Raw genomic sequence first — 18821 nt, forward strand, 5'->3', positions numbered from 1 at the left:
AATACGGGATGTGTTTCTACCTATTATAATGGGTTCGAATCCCCCGTGCTTCATTCGAAGAAAAGACCGGGAATCCGCAATATCAGCGGGTTCCCGGTCTTTTTAACATTTCTTCAGAAAAGGCAAATCCCCCAAAATATGGCTCACATCCGGCTCATTTCAGGAAATGCCAAAATGACCGGAAACCGGATCCCGGAATAAGGGCAGCTGCGGCGGCCGGAAGGTGAAGAGGAAGAACAGCAGCAGGTAAATAATAATAAGAACGGCGCTGAGAAACGGCAGCACGCGGGTTTTTGTCCCGGACAGTGCTGTGGCTGTGGTACTGATTTTTTTCTCAAGCAGGGCGCTTATCAGGAAGGCGAGCAGAATTCCCAGCAGGAAGACCATGATATCCAGTGCCAGATGATTGGTGCCAAGCAATGCGGTATAGGCATAAAACAGCAGGGGAATGGCAGCCATGCCTGCAGTAAGCCCGGCTGTCCTGGAGGGGAGGAAGGAAGCCGGCCTGCGTGAGGCATGAAAATAATCCCAGACAGAAAACAGCAGGCCGGGAAAGAACAGCAGCTTGATATGCTCCCACACAGATTCATTTACCGGGGCAAACAGGCCCACGATGACGGCGCTTCCCGACCATTCATAAACAAAGTGGAGCAGCGTACCCGCCACTGCGGTAAAAAGTACGCCGTAGATTTCATAACGATATTTTTTCCAGAACATGGGAATTCCTTCTTTCTCTTTTATTCCCGCGAGCAACGAGCCAAGTAGCCATGCTTGCATGGATATTTGGCGACTGCCGCGAGGGTCAAATACCCCGCTGCTCTGCAGCGCTGCAAGTTTGATACCCCGTTGCTTGCAGCGGGGTCTTTGATTTCTACAGAAAGTATTCCCTGTGAGCGCAGAAACACACATTTTTTATCAAAGCAGGATGAAATTGGAAAAATGAGTAGCTTTTAACATCTCAGGTATGGTATATTGATACAGTAAAGTGTTGTAGCGTGTCTTTCCTGATGAGGTAATATATATGCATAAAGGATACGTTTTTTCAAAATACGCATTGGATAAAGATTTAAAGGATATAGGAGGTCTCTGGAGCCGGATAGACTTCAGGGATTATATTATTACGCCTAAAAAGGTCTGGCTGATAAACCGCTGGTTCCAGGCGGGATGTTTTCTTCAGCAGCCTGCAAAGGGAATTAAGAGGCGGAAAAAATATGTGCGTCTCAAAGGCGGAGGCAGAATCGGTCTGACAATTTATGAGCCGGAGAATATCGGCAAGAATGCGCCCTGCCTGGTTTATTATCATGGAGGCGCTTTTGTGCTCAGGGACAGGCCGTCTACACACCGTCTGGCACAGGTTTATACAAGAGAGGTAAGGTGCAAGGTGGTGATAGTGCATTACCGGCTTGGAAAGCCTTATCCTGAGCCTGTGAAGGACTGCTACAGGGCGCTGACCTGGGTGGCGCGCAATGCGGATGCCCTGGGGATAGACAGGGAGAGGATTGCAGTGATTGGAGACAGTGCGGGAGGCGCGCTGGCGGCGGCTGTAACTTTGATTGCCAGGGACAAGAAGGGGCCGTCCATCTGTTTCCAGATGCTGATTAATCCGGTGGCGGATAAGAACATGACCTCCTGGTCCATGCGGCAGTTTGTGGACTCCCCGGGGTGGAATGCGAATCTGAACCGGCAGATGTGGGATCTTTATATGAGAAAAGGGGATTATGGAAGGCCGGAATATGCCGCTCCCATGAGCGCGCCGTCACTGAAAGGACTGCCGCCTGCTTATGTGGAAACACAGGAAATCGACTGCCTCCGGGATGAGGGAAATGCTTATGCGGACAGGCTTGCAGCGGCCGGTGTCCCTGTGGAGCTCAATGAAATCAGGGGAACCTTTAACGGCTATGATGTTTATGACAAAAATAAGCTGGTACAGCTTTCCGTTACCCGGCGCTGCCTGGTGCTGAAGCGTGCCTTTGCTAAGATTCCGCTAATAACCCGCTCATGATACGTTAAGAAAACCGGTAAACCATAGTATCCCTGCCCTGTTTATGCTATTGTGTCAATTAAGAAGATACAACGGTATACAGGAGGAAAAAATTATGTGGGATATCTGGTCTGTTTTATCAATAGTGATTATTGCGGTTGGCGTAATCGGCGGTTTTTATTATGAGAATATCAGGAAATAAGAACAGAACCGGCCTGGAAGGATCGATGTAATACGGATGCAATCATGCATCTGCGTTACATTGGTCCTTATTTTATTTGTACAATCCGGATTCTGTATATACAGGCAGATATTATGCATGTTTTTTCTCGATAATAAGGAAAATATTCTTTCAATTTTTCGCAAAACAATGTAAAATATCAATAAGAATGCCGGCGGTGCGGCGGACGGGAGGAAGAAAGGGATGCAGAACGAATACAGGCTGATTGCGCTGGATATGGATGGAACACTGCTGAATTCCAGGCACGAGATTACGCCCCGGGCAAAACGGGCGATAGAGAAGATTCTGGCGCGGGGAAAACAGGTTGTTTTTTCTACCGGAAGATGTATTGGTGAGATGGAAACCTATCTGGAGGCTTTTCCGGGTATGCGGTATCTGATTTGTGAGAGCGGAGCCTGTGTCTATGATCTGCAGGAGAAAAAAAATATAGCCAGAATACCCATTTCTCCCCGTCTCGTATGCAAAATTATTTCCTGCATTAAGGATGCTGATATCATGGCTTCTTTTTTTATGGGAAACCGTTCCTTTATGGATGCGGCCTATATGGGCAGGCTGGAGGAATTCGGCCTTGGCGGCTTTGACGATGTGTTTGACCGGAGCGTGGTGCGGGTGGCGGCCCTGTTTGATTTTTACCAGGAAAATCCGCTGGAGGTGGAGAAAATCAATCTTTTTTTCAATAACAGAAAGGATCGGGCGGCGGCGCTGGCGAAAATGTCCCGGCTTCCTCTTTCCCTTGCAAGCTCCCTGGCGGGAAATCTGGAAATCAATGACCGGAAGGCGAATAAAGGAGAAGGGCTCAGGATACTGTGCGGGCATCTGGGAATTCCCATGGAGCAGGTAATTGCGGTAGGGGATAACAGCAACGATATCGGGCTGCTGCAGGCCGCCGGCCTGCCGGTGGCCGTGGGGAATGCGATTCCCGGAATCCGGGCGCTGGCCAGGATAGTTGCAGCCGACTGCGATCATGACGGAGCAGCAGCTGTGATGGAAGAATATATGCTGGCTTAAGGCGGGGAAACAGCTGTATCGGAAGGGATAAACAACAGAACAGGAACACAAAAGAGAAGACCGGGCCGTGCGGCGTCATACGCAGAATAAATGACGTTGCCGGGCACAGGGTCTTCTTTTTTATAGGAAGAACGGCCCGATGTCAGTATCCTTCTGTATTTTTATACATTTTCCCGAAACAGAGGCAGTAAAAGGTGTGAAAATAAAATATTGCAGCTATTTGGAATGTCGGCATGTCCGGCTATGCAGGCCGGCGCCTTGCACTGACCATAAGAATGCGGATCGGGAGAGCAAAAATATACCAATGAAGGCGGAGCAGGGGGGGTGACAGTATCTGTAAAGGAGCTGAGAATCTGCAAAATATATAATAAATGAATTTTTTGTGCGTATTATACAGAAAAAAGTCTGTTTAAAGTCATCATAAATTGTGGAAAAAACTCATAATTATACAAAGTGCATATCAAAATTTAGAAAAATAAAAATAAATATAAAAAATATACAAATACACTATTGCAATTCAAAAAATGATGTGGTAATATACAACCATAGCAATTGGAAACGTTACCGACAACGTTACCGATAACGGTTCCGGCAATTAAGCATTCAAAGAAAAGGAGAGGTAATTATGAAAAAGAAACTGATTAGTGCATTACTGAGTGTAGCAATGGTTTCTGCACTTCTGGCCGGCTGCGGATCAAGCGCAGGGACAGAGAGCAGCACACCGGCACCTGCCGATACACAGCAGGCGGAGGAAAGCTCCGAAGCAGCGCCTGCATCAGAAACACCCGCAGCGGAAACAACCGCGGCATCAGGCGGGGAAGGAAAGGTGTATTACCTGAACTTTAAGCCCGAGCAGGCTGATGACTGGGTAGAACTGGCCAAGGCCTATACGGATGAGACAGGAGTTCCGGTAACCGTGGTTACGGCAGCGTCCGGCACCTATGAATCCACACTGAAGTCAGAAATGGCTAAGTCCGAAGCGCCTACCCTGTTCCAGGTTAACGGTCCTGTTGGCCTGGCATCCTGGAAGGATTACTGCTACGACCTGAAGGACAGCGATGTTTACAAGAATATTGAGAGCGATGATTACGTGCTCAAGGATGGCGGTTCCGTTCTTGGTATGGCATATGTAATTGAAACCTACGGCATTATTTATAACAAGGCTCTGCTGAATGATTATTTCGCACTGCCCGATGCAGAAATCAAATCCATCGATGAGCTGAATAACTTCGAAGCGTTGAAGAAGGTTGCAGACGGCATTCAGGCCCACAAGGATGACCTGGGAGTAGAAGGCGCCTTCACCTCAGCCGGCTTTGATGCTTCCTCCGACTGGAGATTCAAGACACACCTTGCCAACCTTCCCGTTTATTATGAGTACAAGGCTGACGGAATTACCTCCACGGATGCAATCAAGGGAACCTATCTGGACAATTACAAACAGATTTTTGACCTTTATATTACAGACGCTACCTGTGAACCCAGCCTCCTTTCCGGTAAGACCGGCGAAGATGCAGCTTCCGAATTCGCACTTGGCGAAGCAGTGTTCTATCAGAACGGTACATGGGCTTACAATGATATTAAAGACAACGAAGTAGCAGATGAAGATCTGGGCATGCTTCCTATCTACATCGGCGTAGAGGGTGAAGAAAACCAGGGTCTGTGCACCGGTTCCGAGAACTACTGGTGTGTAAACAAAAATGCAGCGCCGGAGGATATCCAGGCAACACTTGATTTCCTGAACTGGGTTGTAACCAGTGATGCAGGCAGGGATGCCCTTGCAAACAAGATGGGCTTCGTTACACCTTTCAAGACCTTTGCTGATGGCTATCAGTCAACCAATCCTCTGATTCTTGCCAACGATGAGTACACAAAGGCCGGCAAGACACCTGTTTCATGGAACTTCACAACCATGCCTTCCGAAGAATGGAAGAACGGTGTGGGCAGCGCACTTCTTGAGTACGCACAGGGCACAGGCAAATGGGATAACGTAGTAACTGCTTTCGTAGACGGCTGGAAGACTGAATACGATGCGGCAAATGCACAGTAAGTATTAAAGGTGAAGGGCGGGCGCAGATTACCCGCCCTTTTTTGAAAAAATGTAACTGTGGAAATACGGAACAGCTGCAAAAAAGAAAGGAAAGAAAATGGCAAAAGCAATAAAAAGATACTGGCCGATTTTTGTGCTCCCTACATTTCTTGCTTTTATCCTGGGATTCATAGCGCCATTTATTATGGGTATCTATCTGTCCTTCTGCAAGTTCACTACCGTAACGGACGCCAAATTTATCGGCTTTTCCAATTACCTCAAAATTTTTACGGATCCCTCCTTCGTCCATGCGCTCTGGTATACGGCCCTGTTTACCGTAGTATCGGTGATCCTGATCAATGTACTGGCTTTTACGGTGGCATTGCTTCTGACGAAGGGCTTTAAGGGAACCAATATTTTCAGAACAGTTTTTTTCATGCCGAACCTGATCGGCGGCATCATTCTGGGCTATATCTGGCAGCTGCTCTTAAACGGCATCCTGCTGTATTTTAACAGGACGCTGACCTATTCCTCAACCTATGGCTTCTGGGGGCTGATCGTACTGATGTGCTGGCAGCAGATTGGTTATATGATGATTATCTATATTGCCGGTATCCAGAATATTTCAGGAGATTTGATTGAAGCGGCAAAAATCGACGGAGCCAATGCCAGGCAGATTCTCAGGAATGTAACGATTCCCATGGTTATGCCTTCCATTACCATATGCACCTTCCTGACGCTTACCAACTCCTTTAAGCTGTTTGACCAGAACCTGGCGCTGACCAACGGGGAGCCCTCGAAGATGTCGGAAATGCTGGCTCTGAATATTTACAATACCTTCTACGGCCGGACCGGCTGGGAGGGCGTAGGCCAGGCGAAGGCGGTGGTATTCTTTATTCTGGTAGCCATCATTGCGCTGGCGCAGAATAAAATCACCCGGAGGAAGGAGGTACAGCAATAATGAATGCAAGAAAAGCAAAACACGGCGGAGTCCTTACCTTTGTTTTTTCGCTGATTTCTTTGATTTATGTATTTCCCATTGTGCTGGTGCTCATCAACTCCTTTAAGAAAAAGGCCTATATCAGCAGAAAGCCCTTTGCCATTCCCTCGGGCAAGATGTATGTGGGGCTGGAAAACTATGTGAACGGCATCAAGAAAACAGGGTTTATCGACGCCTTCTGGACCTCTCTTTTCATTACGGTTCTTTCGGTGGCGGTTATCATCATCTGCACTTCCATGTGCGCATGGTATATTTCCCGGGTAAAAAATAAATTTACCACAGCGCTGTATTTCCTTTGCCTGTTTTCCATGATTGTGCCCTTCCAGATGGTAATGTTTACACTGTCCAAGCTGGCGGATATGATGCATCTTGGAAATCCGCTGGGCATTGTGGTGGTTTACCTGGGCTTCGGCGCCGGGCTGTCGGTATTCATGTTCTGCGGCTTTGTGAAAAGCATTCCCCTGGAAATAGAAGAGGCGGCCATGATTGACGGCTGTACGCCCCTGCAGACCTTTTTCCGGATTGTTATGCCGATTCTGAAGCCTACCTGTATTACGGTTGCCATACTGCAGGCCATGTGGATATGGAACGATTACCTGCTTCCGTACCTGGTGCTGGATATGACAAAGTACAAGACAATTCCCATTGCAGTCCAGTATCTGAGAGGCGGCTACGGCTCCATTGATATGGGAGCCATGATGGGCGTCCTGGTGCTTGCCATCATTCCCATCATCATATTTTACCTGGCGTGCCAGAAATATATCATTGAGGGTGTTGTTGCCGGGGCGGTGAAAGGATAATGCAACAGTTCAGACAAAGGCTGAGCCGTTGCAGGATAAGTGCCGCGATAAAAGGATACGGTTGACTTACCCCACATTTGTCCTTTAAAATAAAGTGGCAGTTTGGGACGTCCTGGACTGTTGCAAAATAAATCAGGGTTTCCTGTCGGAATCCGTAGAAAATACCTGCTTGAGCGGGGGACGGGTGTTTGAATATGAGGATAGAAGAAGATGTGGAAGAGATCACAATCAAGGATATTGCCAGAATCTGCAAGGTAGGAGTCAGCACGGTATCCAGAGCCATCAATAACCATCCGGACATCAATCCGGAAACGAAGAAAATGATTATGGACACCATTCAGAAGTACGGCTACATTCCCAACAACAGCGCCAGAAATCTGAAGCGTACGGACGGAAAGTGCGTGGCGGTGCTGGTTAAGGGAATTACCAATCCTTTTTTTGCGGATGCCATACAGATAATGGAAGATGAAATAAAGAAGAAAAAATATTCCATGGTAATCAGGCACGTGGAATTCAACGAGGATGAAGTGGATGTGGCCCTGGAGCTGGTGAAGGAAAAACGCCTGGCGGGAATTATATTCCTGGGCGGATATTTTTCCCACTCCGAGGAGAAGCTGCATAAGCTGCGTATCCCCTTCATCCTCTCCACCGTAGGCTGTGCGCCTGACGGAATGCATCATGACAATTACTCCTCCCTTTCGGTGGACGATGAGAAGGAAGGCTACCGGATGACGGATTTCCTCATCCGTCAGGGACACGAGAAAATCGCCATACTTGCCGCCCAGCCCAATGATGCGAGTATCGGCAGGATGCGTCTGAACGGTTACCGTAAGGCCCTTAAGGATCACGGAATCAAGCCGGACGAGGAGCTGATCCGACACATGCGTCCGGAAATTAAATCCTACTCCATGGAAAGCGGCTATGTCCTCACCAGGGAGCTGCTGGATTCCGGAAAAGAGTTTACTGCCATTTTCGCTCTTTCGGATACCATGGCCGTGGGAGCCTGCAGGGCCATTGTGGAAGCGGGCAAAAGGGTGCCGGAGGACTATTCGGTGGCCGGCTTCGACGGCATTGAGCTGTGCAGCTATTATAATCCGACGCTGACCACCATCCGACAGCCGATACAGCATATCGCGGAGGCCTCCGTGAAGCTTCTGTTTGATATCCTGGCCGGGAGGAGCGGGCATCAGCATAAGGTGTTCGCCGGAGAGCTGCTGGAGCAGGAATCGACCGCAAAAAGATAATAACAAGGCACAGCATATTCCGGTTCGGATTAGGAATATGCTGTGCTTTGTTTTCTTCCTCCGCCGACTCTTTTACTGTTGTTTTCCTGATATTCCCTGCTGGCAGTGGAGAGATATTTTTTGTAGGTTCCATTTTCCTGATTAATGGAAATCAGACCGGCGCAGACCTCTTCCACTTCACCTCCGTGCTCTAATGCCAGACGGCTGTCGAAGTATTCAAGTTCTGGTAAGGGATTCACTATTTTGTAGGTAAATCTATCAACAGTGCCGTTGACCTGGATTTCATATCCGCTGATTATCACACTGACGCCGCTGCTTTGATCATCATAAGGAACATACTCACCCTGTAGTTTTTGGACAAAATTATATTCCCGTTTCTGCTCCCGATTCAGGTCAAAGAAATTTGACAGTACTTTAATCATATAAAGATCCCCATTTTTGAAAGCCGCGTCAAGCTGCGTTTCAAAATAGTCTTTATTTCCTCTTATGATTTCATTTCTTAAAGCAATTATTTTGGGCGCACTGTCCCCATTTTTGTTCATTCCCTCAGTGGCTTTTATCGCTTCTGAAAATTCACCTTTTTCATTCAGTGCAGTCATCTGTTCCAGAATTTCCAAATTGACGGCATCCTCCCTGGCAGCAGCTTCGACATCTGCACGGGTCTCCACGTCTGCGGCTGTTCTTATCTTCTCATCAACGGAATCAGTGCCTGGGGCTCTGCTTACCTCTTTATATGCTAATTTAGTGCCCGCGGCTCTGCCTGCCTTTTTATCAGCTGATTCTGTTTCTGCTGATTGGGCGGTGTCTCCTTCTTCGGAGGATGGTTCCTCAGCAGAGCTTATAGCTGTGGTCTTCTTGGAAGAGGCAGGCCAGGCATCGCATCCTGTCAGGAGTAGGGCATGAACTGAAATGCTGCATAATATAAAAACTAATATTTTTTTATGCTTCTGCATCATAAATATCCCCCTTTTAACAATTCTGTAATTGGAAGTAATTATCCGTCAGGCCTGCACTTGTATTTGTGCGGGCCGGTTTTTTATCAATCTTAAGAAAAAATAGCGCAGAAAATGACAAAATACAGCGCCGAAAGCGGGCCAATACGGATTATGCCAGTAACAATGAAGGTTCTGTACAATTACAATTATAATATATCTCCGGATAAAAAGCTGTATCAATGTGGAATAAAACCCAGGACAGTTTATTTTTATCAATTAAGCTAAAATACCAGTTTTGTTAAAGAAATATTTAGAAATTACCGGACTCTTCTTTAAGCTTTGGCTGTTACGATATAGGAAATGAAGGAAAGATAAGTAAAAAAGTTCACAGACAGAACAGGAGTAAGGTATGGAATATGCGGCAGGAGTAAAAAAGGCACAATACAATAAAGTAAAGCTGGAAAACAGGAAAATGCTGATTAAGCCCTCGTATCTGATTACGGCAGTGGGGATTGCCTTCTGCGTGGCATTTACGGTATACGGAATGCAGAAGGGGCTGTTTACCTCCCAGGAAGCAATGGAGCAGTTCCTGAAGCCCTTTGGCATCTGGGGGCCATTGATTTTTGTATTGATACAGGTGGTACAGGTCGTGGTGCCAATCATTCCGGGCGGGGTGTCATGCCTGGGCGGCGTGCTGCTTTTCGGGCCGCTGTGGGGCTTTATATATAATTATGTAGGAATCTGTATCGGCTCGGCCTGTGCGTTCCTGATTTCAAGGCGGCTGGGAATGAAGGCTGTGGAACGGGCGGCCGACGGACAGAAATATGGGAAATATCTGAAATGGATGGAAAACGGAACCTTTGATAAATGGTTTGCATTGGCAATCTTTTTCCCGGCGGCGCCGGATGATCTGCTGTGCTTTCTGGCTGGTGTGACTTCCATGTCATTTAAAAAATTTTTAATTATCATTCTTCTGGGAAAACCGCTGTCAATTGCGGCATATTCCCTGGGACTGCAGCTGCTGTTTACGCAGGTGCTTCAACTTATCAGATAGGCGAAAGGGAAAGAGGGTGCAGGTATGCTTAAGGTATTACTTTATGACGGCGGTATGAAGCTGGCAGGGAAAAGCGGCGTGGGCCGCGCAATGGAGCATCAGGCGCGCGCGCTGCAGAATGCGGGGATTCCTTATACACATGATCCCGGAGAGGACTACAACATTGTGCAGCTGAATACCGTATTTCCCGATTCCCTGTGGATGGGGCTGAAGGCAAGGATGCAGGGGAAAAAGGTGGTTTATTACGGGCACTCCACCATGGAGGATTTCAGGAATTCTTTTACGGGATCAAATCTGGCGGCCGGGCTGTTTAAGCGGTGGATTAAACGGTGTTATGAAAGCGGTGATGTGATTATCACCCCTACTCCTTACTCTGCACGCCTTCTGAACACCTATGGATTAAAAAAGCCGGTGGTTGCATTATCAAACGGAATTGATCTCGCTGCATATCAGAGGAGTGAGGAGGGAGCCAAAAGGTTCCGCGATGCTTATTGCCTCGCCTCATCCCGGAAAGTCGTTCTGGGCGTGGGACATTATATAGAAAGAAAAGGAATCCTGGATTTTGTCGAGATGGCAAAACGGTATCCCCAGTATGATTTTATCTGGTTTGGCTCCACGCCGTCCGCGCTGATTCCGGCAAAGATAAGAAAGGCTGTAAGGACGCAGCTTCCCAATCTTCAGTTTCCCGGGTTTGTGAGCAAGGAAGAGCTGATGGATGCCTACAGCGGCAGCGATTTGTTTTTCTTCCCAACGCTGGAGGAAACGGAAGGGATTGTGATGCTGGAGGCAATGGCCATGGAAACCCCTGTCCTGACAAGGTATATCCCCGTATATGAGGGCTGGCTGGAGCATGGCAGGACCGTATATAAAGGCAGGGGGCAGGAAGATTTTGCAAGGCTTCTTCCGGATATTCTGGAAGGCAGGCTTCCCAGGCTGACCGAAGAGGCGTACCGGTTGGTGCAGGAAAACAGCATCACCAAAATAGGCAATGCGCTGGCAGGAATTTATGATAGTTTGTTAGCGGAGGATAAGGCAGAAAGCAAAAACCTGCAGCTGCTGTAAAAATAGAGATCACTAAAGCACAGAGGGGAGCATAATATGAGAATTTTGATTACAACTGACTGGTATGAACCTGTTATTAACGGTGTTGTTACATCCGTTCTGACTTTGAAAAGAGAACTTGTAAAAAGAGGCCATGAGGTGAGGGTTGCCACTCTTTCCGACTGCGGGCATTCCTATAAAAAAGATGACGTTTATTATATGCGTTCTGTGGATATCAGCAGGATTTATCCCGGCGCCAGAGCCGTTTGCTTTCCGGGCAGCAGCCTTTATGAGGAGCTGATCGAATGGCAGCCGGATCTCGTTCACTCCCAGTGTGAGTTCAGCAGCTTCCTGATTGCCAGGAAAATAGCCGGGGAGCTTGGGATTCCGGTGGTGCATACGTATCATACGGTGTATGAGGATTATACCCACTATTTCAGCGCCGGAAGGCCCTGGGGCAGGCAGGCGGCGGCCTGGTTCTCACGTTTTATCCTGGAGAAAACCGATTTTGTCATTGCCCCCACCGCAAAAGTAAAAAAGCTGCTGGAATCCTATGGCGTGGAACGTCCGGTGGCGGTAATTCCCACGGGTATACGTCTGGAACGTTTCCTTCCCGTAAGCTGGGAGCAGGTGGATGAGGACAGAAACAGAATCAGGGAGCAATATGGAATCGGTGAAGGACAAAAGGTTCTCCTCGTCCTGGGAAGGCTTGCCAAAGAAAAAAATATTGAAGAAATCATAAGCTTTTTCGGACAGATGAACCGTGAGGATATGGAGCTTCTCATTGTGGGTGACGGGCCCTACAGAAAAGAACTGGAGGAACTGGCGGATCTGCAGAAGAACAGCTGCCGCATTCATTTTACAGGAATGGTTTCCCCGGAGGAAACAACGGCTTACTATCGGGCGGGTGACATGTTCGTCAGCGCCTCCCGGAGTGAAACCCAGGGAATTACCTATCTTGAGGCGCTTTCCAGCGGCCTTCCTGTAATATGCAGAAAAGACCCTTGTGTGGAGGGCATTGTAAAAGGGAATGAAAATGGTTTTCAGTATGAAACCTATGAAGAATTCAGGGATGAAATCCTGAAAATTGCAGGGGACACGGCCTGGAGAAATTTCCTGTCCGCAGGAGCGGTCCGTACAGGGCTGGAATTCGGAGCGGGGCAGTTCGGGGAAAAGGTATGTGCTGTATACGCGGCAGCGCTGGCAGGCCGCCGCTGCCGTATGAAGCTGTGTATGAAAAGGGCTGCGGCGTCATGACGGTAAAACGATTGTAAATTTGGAAAAAGCATGGAGGAAAAGCCATGCTTTTTTATGTCCCGTTTTTTGGGTATTTATTATCTGAAAGCTTATTTATTTGACTAATTACTTAAAGCTGTTATAATAAACACATATTAATTTAGGTATTACTAAAATAAATGAAAAGTATAGGTGAGTCAGATGCTGCATATCAAATCGCTGAAGGAAGGGCTGGATATTTTTAAGGCGCTCGGTTCAGAAGTCCGTATAGAAATTATTGAAGCGCTTTTGGAAAACCGCGGGATGAACATGAATGAACTGGCAGGCAGACTGAACATCAGCAATGGAGCCCTGACAGGCCATATAAAGAAGCTGGAGGAATGTGGTCTGGTAAGTATTTCCAATGAATCTGCCGGACACGGCAACCAGAAGAAATGCTTTGTGCATCTGGATAAAATCCTGGTCGATCTGGATGGCCGGGCTGATGATAAAAATGTGTATCAGACTGATATTAAGGTGGGACATTTTTCAGATTATAAGGTATATCCCACATGCGGCCTCGCTTCAGGCAATGCAATTATTGGCGAAGTGGACGACGTAAGGTATTTCGCACATCCTGACAGATATAATGCGGATATGCTGTGGTTTACACAGGGCTTTGTAGAGTATATGATACCGAATTTTATTCCCTGTGCGCAGAAAATCGATCAGATTACCATTTCACTGGAAATCTGTTCGGAGGCGCCCGGCGTCAATGATATATGGCCCTCGGACATATCCTTTATCTTAAATGGCAGGAAAATCGCACAATGGACAAGCCCGGGAGATTTTGGCAGCGTAAGAGGAGTATTTACGCCTGACTGGTGGTACCCCAACTGGAATCAGTATGGCCTGCTGAAGATTCTCGTCATTAATAAATCCGGCACCTTTATAGACGGCTTGCAGGTATCGGATATTTCTGTAAAGGATTTTAATTTAGATTATAAGAGTGTGATAAAGTTTAAAATGGAGGTTGCGGAGGATGCGGCGCATGTGGGCGGACTGACCATTTTTGGCAAAGGATTTGGCAATTACAATCAGGATATTTCCGTAAGAATTAATTACAGCCCAATGAATGAATCGGTGGAACGGGAAACGGAGCACTGAAGGGCTGGTTAAAGGTACGGCAGAATACTGCAGGAGCTGTGCTCCCTTCCGGACAGACAAGTGAAAAAGACGCTTGCTGCCCGGGAGGGAGTTTTTTTGTTGTCCAAATTGGTTGCAAAATTAAATTGTAAAAATATAAAACAATAAAATATTTTATTAATAATAAAATTAATATACAATAATTATCTGATATTTGTATTTATCCATAAATTTATGGTTGAAACTTAGTGCTTGATTTGATATTATTTTATATAATACAAAATTATTTTAATTATTTATTGATAGTTTAGAAAGTGATTTGGGAGGGCAAAGAATGAAAGGAAGAAAGAGATCGGGAAAACAAATAGCATTATTGTGCGTACTTGTATTCCTGATGGGTATTCTGCAGGGGTGCGGCACGACGGAAGAGAACTTTGATAATATTCCCCTGACTGCCGAAAAAGAGACAGATATTGGCTTTAAAAATGTGACGGTGCATGATCCTTCCATTGTGAAGGACAATGGAAGCTATTATATTTTCGGTTCCCATCTTGCGGCGGCAAAATCTCAGGATTTGATGAACTGGAGCCTGATTGGGAGCGGAGTGACAAAGGGAAATCCGATTATACCGGATGCCATGAATGAAATGCCGGAGGCCTTTGAGTGGGCAAAGACGGATACCTTTTGGGCGCCGGATGTTATCAGGCTGAAGGACGGAAAATATTATATGTATTATTGCAACTGTGAAGGGAGCTCCCCGCTTTCCTGCATGGGGCTGGCGGTCTCCGACAGTATTGAGGGGCCTTATTCGGACAAAGGAATTTTCCTGAAATCAGGTATGGCAGGAAAGAGTGAGGATGGAAATCCTTATGATGCAACTAAGCAGCCCAATGTGGTGGATCCCTGTGTGTTTTATGATGCGGACGGCCGTCTTTGGATGATATACGGCTCCTATTCAGGAGGGATTTTTGCGCTGGAGATGGATGAGAATACCGGTCTGCCGCTGCAGCCAGGCTATGGAAAGAAGCTGCTCGGAGGGAATCATCTGCGTATAGAGGCGGCTTATGTGCAGTACAATCCGGATACGGAGTATTATTACATGTTTTTATCCTTTGGCGGCCTGACGTCGGACGGCGGCTATAACATCAGGGTATGTCGTTCCAGAACGCCGGACGGACCATATTATGACAGCGCGGGCCACGATATGATAGACTGCGCCGGCCCTGGCGGAAGCTTTTTTGATGATCGCACAGCGGAGCAGTATGGAGTGAAGCTGATTGGAAATTACAAATGGGCCTGGCAGGAAGGCGAAGACGGCAAAAACCGCAGGGGCCTTGTTTCCCCGGGACATAACTCCACATATTTTGATGAAGAAACAGGAGATTATTTTATTATTTTCCATACGAGGTTTGAAAATATGGGGGAAAACCATGAGGTACGGGTACATAGAATGTTCTTCAACGAAGAAGGCTGGCCGGTTATCTCACCTTACCGTTATGCGGGCGAGGATCCGGAGGCGTATGAAGAAAAGGCAGTGCCGGGCAGATATAAACTGCTTAAGCATGGCCGGCAGATAACCACACAAATGGAGGAATCGGTAAATATAACCCTATATTCTGACGGCAGAGTCGAGGGAGCCTGTACCGGGAGCTGGGAGCTTTCAGAGGATCACCATATAAAAATTACGCTCGGTGAGGATACGTATGAAGGAATCGTGTGCAGGCAGTATGATGAATTCGGTAAAAAATATGTAATTGGTTTTACAGCCCTGTCTGAGGATGGGGAAGCGGTCTGGGGAAGCGGCCTGGCTGCCATCGAATAAAGCGCCGCGCATTAATTTTATTGGCGGTATGATGGTATGGGCTGTTAAGGTTAGTAAAAATACATATATTATAGCCGGCACCCCAGACAGTCAGTATGTATTGTGGATTGTCTGGGAACGGCCCTATCTTCTTTCTTAGCTTTCGTATGAATGATGTAAGGTTGCTTCCCTCTGGGGCATTGTGAAAGCCCCAGACATTTTCATATAATTGGTCTTTCGTAAATACCTGTCCTTTATGGCAAAAGAGAAAGTATAAGAGGTCAAATTCTTTTGCGGTCAAATATATACATTCTCCCTTTTTGTTCATAGATGTTCTGGAAAAAGGTTCTATGGTAAAAGCATATTCTTTTTCATAGGTAGTAATAGGGAAACATGGAAATTTTTTAGACAGCCAATCTACTGTTTGTTGAAAAACTTGCTCTTCATCGTTTTTAAATGTTATTACTACAACTTTCCCATAGTTTCACCTGCTTTACTATGATACTTTTTATCAAGTTTGATATTGTCTCATATTTTCTTTACATACAATAGATATTTTCGTAAAATCATATAAGTCTTTTTTCCAATATAAACCAAAGCAATGCCAACAATTATACTAATAGGAATATTTAAAAAAGTTGGTAATTCTAAAACCCCAAGGTTAACTTGCACATTTGGGGTAAAATCATAATATTGAAATATTTGCTCAAATAGCCCTATTTCAAAAAGTATCATTCCTGTTGGGAATAAAATCCCTGTCAGTATTAACACAACAGATAATACCGATAGAAATATTACAACAAATAGAAAAGTTGAATATATTCCATATTTTTTTATTACTGACCTTTGCATTTTATCACCTCAAATCTTTGCAAAGTTTTTAAATATACTTTTTACAAATTAATTGAGCGCCATTTAGAACAGCAGTAACCGAACCTATACCAAAGCAGATTTGCCCAGCGGTTGTTTTTGGAGCTGACAAAACACTGCCAGCAGCAAGAGAAATGCCTGCAATTAAACTTATTGAAATAAAAACAGGTGACCTGCCAGTATTTAGATGTTTACAATTCTTAATCAGATAATTTCTGAATTTATTTAATCCTTCTAATCCGTTGTTCATTTGAATTCCTCCTTTTTATTCAAATACACTTTCAATTAAAACTTCTATCATAAAGTCAACCACTTCTAAATGATTATATGGCAATTTTTCTTTATTAGAATTCGGCATAAATAGAATAGCAAATGCAGAGTTACCCTTGTCTTCATTTATCTTGTATTGTAGCTTAGAATCCTTGATGATATTACGAATATCATTATCATCGTGAAATGCTAATTCTTCAATTTTTTCTTTAGGCAGTCTATTCATAAATGCTATAAAATCTGGAGAATTCATTTCTAAGATGAAAGGTATTTTAATGTATTCTCTATAAATCAACTTTAGAGTATTACACAAACTTTCCTTTGTAGGTGTTTCACCTAGTGTTGCTTTGGTCAAATAAACTAATTTAGTTTGGATTCTCATTATAACATCAAAAAATAGTTCTTCTTTTGAAGCATAGAATAAATAAAATGCGCCTTTTGATATTCCTGCTTTTGCACATAAATCTTCAATATTCGTTTTTTTGTATCCTAGCTTGCTCCAGCTATCTTCGCAATTTACTAGTAACTTTTCTTTTGTCAAACATATAAGCTGTTATAAAAAAAGATTGCCGCAGTAAGCTTCGGCAGTCGTTTTTTGATAGAATAATCAGCTTCGGCAGCGGCAGGAGGCAGTTTCATACGGAAGATAATTTTAGGCAGGAGATAAATTCATGCAGGATTCAAATTTATTTTTGGGCTTGCGTTAATCGAACATATGTACTATAATATGGTAAAAGAGAACAGATGTTCGATAAAAAGGCGCTTAAAATACGGCGCCGTTTGAGCGGAGAGACAGGAATATGGATTACTCAATAGCCGACAGACAGATGAGCATTATGGATAAGCTGGGTATTCTTACGGATGCTGCAAAGTATGATGTAGCATGCACCAGCAGCGGAAATGAACGAAAGGGAGACGGGACAGGTATGGGCAATACCATTAAGGCGGGGATATGCCACAGCTTTTCCGGGGACGGGCGTTGTATCAGCCTGCTGAAGATCCTGTTTACCAACGAGTGCATTTATGACTGCAAATACTGCGTGAACAGATGCTCCAATGATGTGCCCAGGGCATCTTTTACGCCTGATGAGGTTTGCAGGTTAACCATAGAATTTTACAGGCGCAATTATATAGAGGGGCTTTTTTTAAGCTCCGGAATCCTTTACAGTCCGGATTATACCATGGAGCTTTTGTATCAGACGTTGTATAAGCTGCGCAGGGAATATAATTTCCAGGGCTATATTCACGTGAAGGCAATCCCCGGGGCCAATCAGGAGCTGGTGAGGATGACGGGCTTCCTGGCGGACAGGATGAGCATAAACCTGGAGCTGCCTACGGCGGAGGGCCTGAAGAAGCTGGCGCCCAATAAGCACAGGAAGAATATCCTCACGCCCATGCGTCTCATACAGAATGGAATTGCCGTCAATAAGAATGAAGTGGCTGTATACAGGCATGCGCCGGTTTTTGTGCCCGCAGGACAGTCCACGCAGATGATTATCGGGGCTACGCCGGAAAATGATTACCAGATAATGTCGGTGGCGCAGAACCTTTATGATAAGTTCAGCCTGAAGCGGGTTTTTTATTCCGCATTCGTACAGGTGAATGAGGATAAGGATCTTCCGGCGCTGCCGGGAGGGCCGCCGCTTTTGCGGGAGCACAGGCTTTATCAGGCGGACTGGCTGCTGCGTTTTTACGGCTTCCGTGCCGATGAGCTGCTGGATGAGAAAAGGCCTAATTTTAATGTGCTTCTTGACCCCAAGGAGGACTGGGCGCTGCGCCACCTGGAATTTTTCCCTGTGGAGGTCAACCGGGCGGATTACCAGGTCCTTCTCCGGGTGCCGGGAATCGGGGTGAAGAGTGCGCAGAGGATTGTAAAGGCAAGAAGAAACGGGAACCTGTGCTTTGAGGATTTGAAGCGGATAGGAGTCGTACTGAAGCGGGCGCTGTATTTTATTACCTGCAGCGGTCATATGATGTATAAAACGAAGATAGAAGAGGATTATATCACACGGAATCTGCTGGCGGTGAAGGAAAAGCTTCCCGCGGAGGCGGGTGGCATGACCTACAGACAGCTTTCCCTGTTTGATGATGTCCGTTTTGCCCCGCAGCGGCAGGAAATCAGACAGGCGGCGGGAATGGCTTATTAAGTACCCTCCGGGTCTAACAGTTACAGGTGATGGAGACAGGTG

The 18821-nt window shown here is 46.0% G+C and carries 18 protein-coding genes; 12 read left to right on the forward strand and 6 right to left on the reverse strand.

All coding sequences use genetic code 11. The annotated features are described in order from the left end of the window. Positions 1 to 159 precede the first annotated feature (159 nt). On the reverse strand, positions 160 to 717 hold the full coding sequence (locus DXC51_RS21225) for a DUF6512 family protein (protein ID WP_025490469.1): 558 nt from the start codon (positions 715 to 717) through the stop codon (positions 160 to 162). 304 nt (positions 718 to 1021) lie between these two features. On the opposite strand from DXC51_RS21225, the gene DXC51_RS21230 reads away from it, so the two are divergent. From DXC51_RS21230 to DXC51_RS21260, 6 genes are all read left to right on the forward strand, one after another. Next, positions 1022 to 2002: an alpha/beta hydrolase gene (locus DXC51_RS21230; RefSeq protein WP_021635411.1), complete on the forward strand. Its 981-nt coding sequence runs from the start codon at positions 1022 to 1024 to the stop codon at positions 2000 to 2002. A gap of 403 nt (positions 2003 to 2405) precedes the next feature. Then, positions 2406 to 3230 carry a Cof-type HAD-IIB family hydrolase gene (locus tag DXC51_RS21235; protein WP_117531789.1) on the forward strand — a complete coding sequence of 275 codons (825 nt, stop codon included), beginning with the start codon at positions 2406 to 2408 and terminating at the stop codon, positions 3228 to 3230. A 625-nt stretch (positions 3231 to 3855) separates the two neighbouring features. After that, the gene (locus DXC51_RS21245) at positions 3856 to 5277 is read left to right on the forward strand and encodes an ABC transporter substrate-binding protein (RefSeq protein WP_025490474.1); all 1422 of its coding nucleotides are present in this window, start codon (positions 3856 to 3858) and stop codon (positions 5275 to 5277) included. Positions 5278 to 5374: 97 nt separating this feature from the next. Next, a complete protein-coding gene (locus DXC51_RS21250) occupies positions 5375 to 6217 on the forward strand; it encodes a carbohydrate ABC transporter permease (protein WP_021635418.1) in 843 nt (280 codons plus the stop codon). Further along, on the forward strand, positions 6217 to 7056 hold the full coding sequence (locus DXC51_RS21255) for a carbohydrate ABC transporter permease (protein ID WP_021635419.1): 840 nt from the start codon (positions 6217 to 6219) through the stop codon (positions 7054 to 7056). Before DXC51_RS21250 ends, DXC51_RS21255 begins: the two co-directional genes overlap by 1 nt. A gap of 194 nt (positions 7057 to 7250) precedes the next feature. Next, entirely contained in the window at positions 7251 to 8300 is a 1050-nt protein-coding gene (locus DXC51_RS21260) for a LacI family DNA-binding transcriptional regulator (protein ID WP_243003246.1), read from the forward strand. A 29-nt stretch (positions 8301 to 8329) separates the two neighbouring features. Here DXC51_RS21260 and DXC51_RS29825 read toward each other — a convergent pair whose 3' ends face one another. After that, the gene (locus DXC51_RS29825; protein WP_147331932.1) at positions 8330 to 8917 is read right to left on the reverse strand and encodes a hypothetical protein; all 588 of its coding nucleotides are present in this window, start codon (positions 8915 to 8917) and stop codon (positions 8330 to 8332) included. Positions 8918 to 9644: 727 nt separating this feature from the next. Here DXC51_RS29825 and DXC51_RS21270 point away from each other — a divergent pair. The 5 genes from DXC51_RS21270 (at position 9645) to DXC51_RS21290 (ending at position 15513) form a co-directional block, all read left to right on the forward strand. Further along, positions 9645 to 10289: a TVP38/TMEM64 family protein gene (locus tag DXC51_RS21270; RefSeq protein WP_021635422.1), complete on the forward strand. Its 645-nt coding sequence runs from the start codon at positions 9645 to 9647 to the stop codon at positions 10287 to 10289. A 24-nt stretch (positions 10290 to 10313) separates the two neighbouring features. Continuing rightward, a complete protein-coding gene (locus tag DXC51_RS21275) occupies positions 10314 to 11351 on the forward strand; it encodes an LTA glycolipid anchor biosynthesis glycosyltransferase, IagA/BgsA family (RefSeq protein WP_025490478.1) in 1038 nt (345 codons plus the stop codon). A gap of 36 nt (positions 11352 to 11387) precedes the next feature. Further along, on the forward strand, positions 11388 to 12587 hold the full coding sequence (locus DXC51_RS21280; protein WP_025490479.1) for a glycosyltransferase family 4 protein: 1200 nt from the start codon (positions 11388 to 11390) through the stop codon (positions 12585 to 12587). A 180-nt stretch (positions 12588 to 12767) separates the two neighbouring features. After that, on the forward strand, positions 12768 to 13712 hold the full coding sequence (locus DXC51_RS21285) for an ArsR/SmtB family transcription factor (protein ID WP_117545368.1): 945 nt from the start codon (positions 12768 to 12770) through the stop codon (positions 13710 to 13712). Between the two features lie 313 nt (positions 13713 to 14025). Beyond that, positions 14026 to 15513 (forward strand): glycoside hydrolase family 43 protein, encoded by a 1488-nt coding sequence (locus DXC51_RS21290; RefSeq protein WP_117545369.1) that lies wholly within the window; start codon positions 14026 to 14028, stop codon positions 15511 to 15513. Here the strand turns inward: DXC51_RS21290 and DXC51_RS21295 are convergent. From DXC51_RS21295 to DXC51_RS21310, 4 genes are all read right to left on the reverse strand, one after another. Beyond that, positions 15452 to 15820 (reverse strand): winged helix-turn-helix domain-containing protein, encoded by a 369-nt coding sequence (locus DXC51_RS21295; protein ID WP_181970154.1) that lies wholly within the window; start codon positions 15818 to 15820, stop codon positions 15452 to 15454. The two genes, DXC51_RS21290 and DXC51_RS21295, sit on opposite strands and share 62 nt — an antisense overlap. Positions 15821 to 16020: 200 nt before the next feature. Further along, a complete protein-coding gene (locus tag DXC51_RS21300) occupies positions 16021 to 16344 on the reverse strand; it encodes a hypothetical protein (protein ID WP_025490482.1) in 324 nt (107 codons plus the stop codon). Between the two features lie 28 nt (positions 16345 to 16372). After that, positions 16373 to 16612, reverse strand: coding sequence for a hypothetical protein (locus tag DXC51_RS21305; protein ID WP_021635429.1), 240 nt, complete (start codon positions 16610 to 16612; stop codon positions 16373 to 16375). A 15-nt stretch (positions 16613 to 16627) separates the two neighbouring features. Beyond that, a complete protein-coding gene (locus DXC51_RS21310) occupies positions 16628 to 17173 on the reverse strand; it encodes a TetR/AcrR family transcriptional regulator (protein WP_181970155.1) in 546 nt (181 codons plus the stop codon). A gap of 259 nt (positions 17174 to 17432) precedes the next feature. Here DXC51_RS21310 and DXC51_RS21315 point away from each other — a divergent pair, with 259 nt between their 5' ends. Next, positions 17433 to 18779 carry a putative DNA modification/repair radical SAM protein gene (locus DXC51_RS21315; protein WP_021635431.1) on the forward strand — a complete coding sequence of 449 codons (1347 nt, stop codon included), beginning with the start codon at positions 17433 to 17435 and terminating at the stop codon, positions 18777 to 18779. Positions 18780 to 18821: the final 42 nt, after the last annotated feature.

Source organism: Eisenbergiella massiliensis (assembly GCF_003435485.1).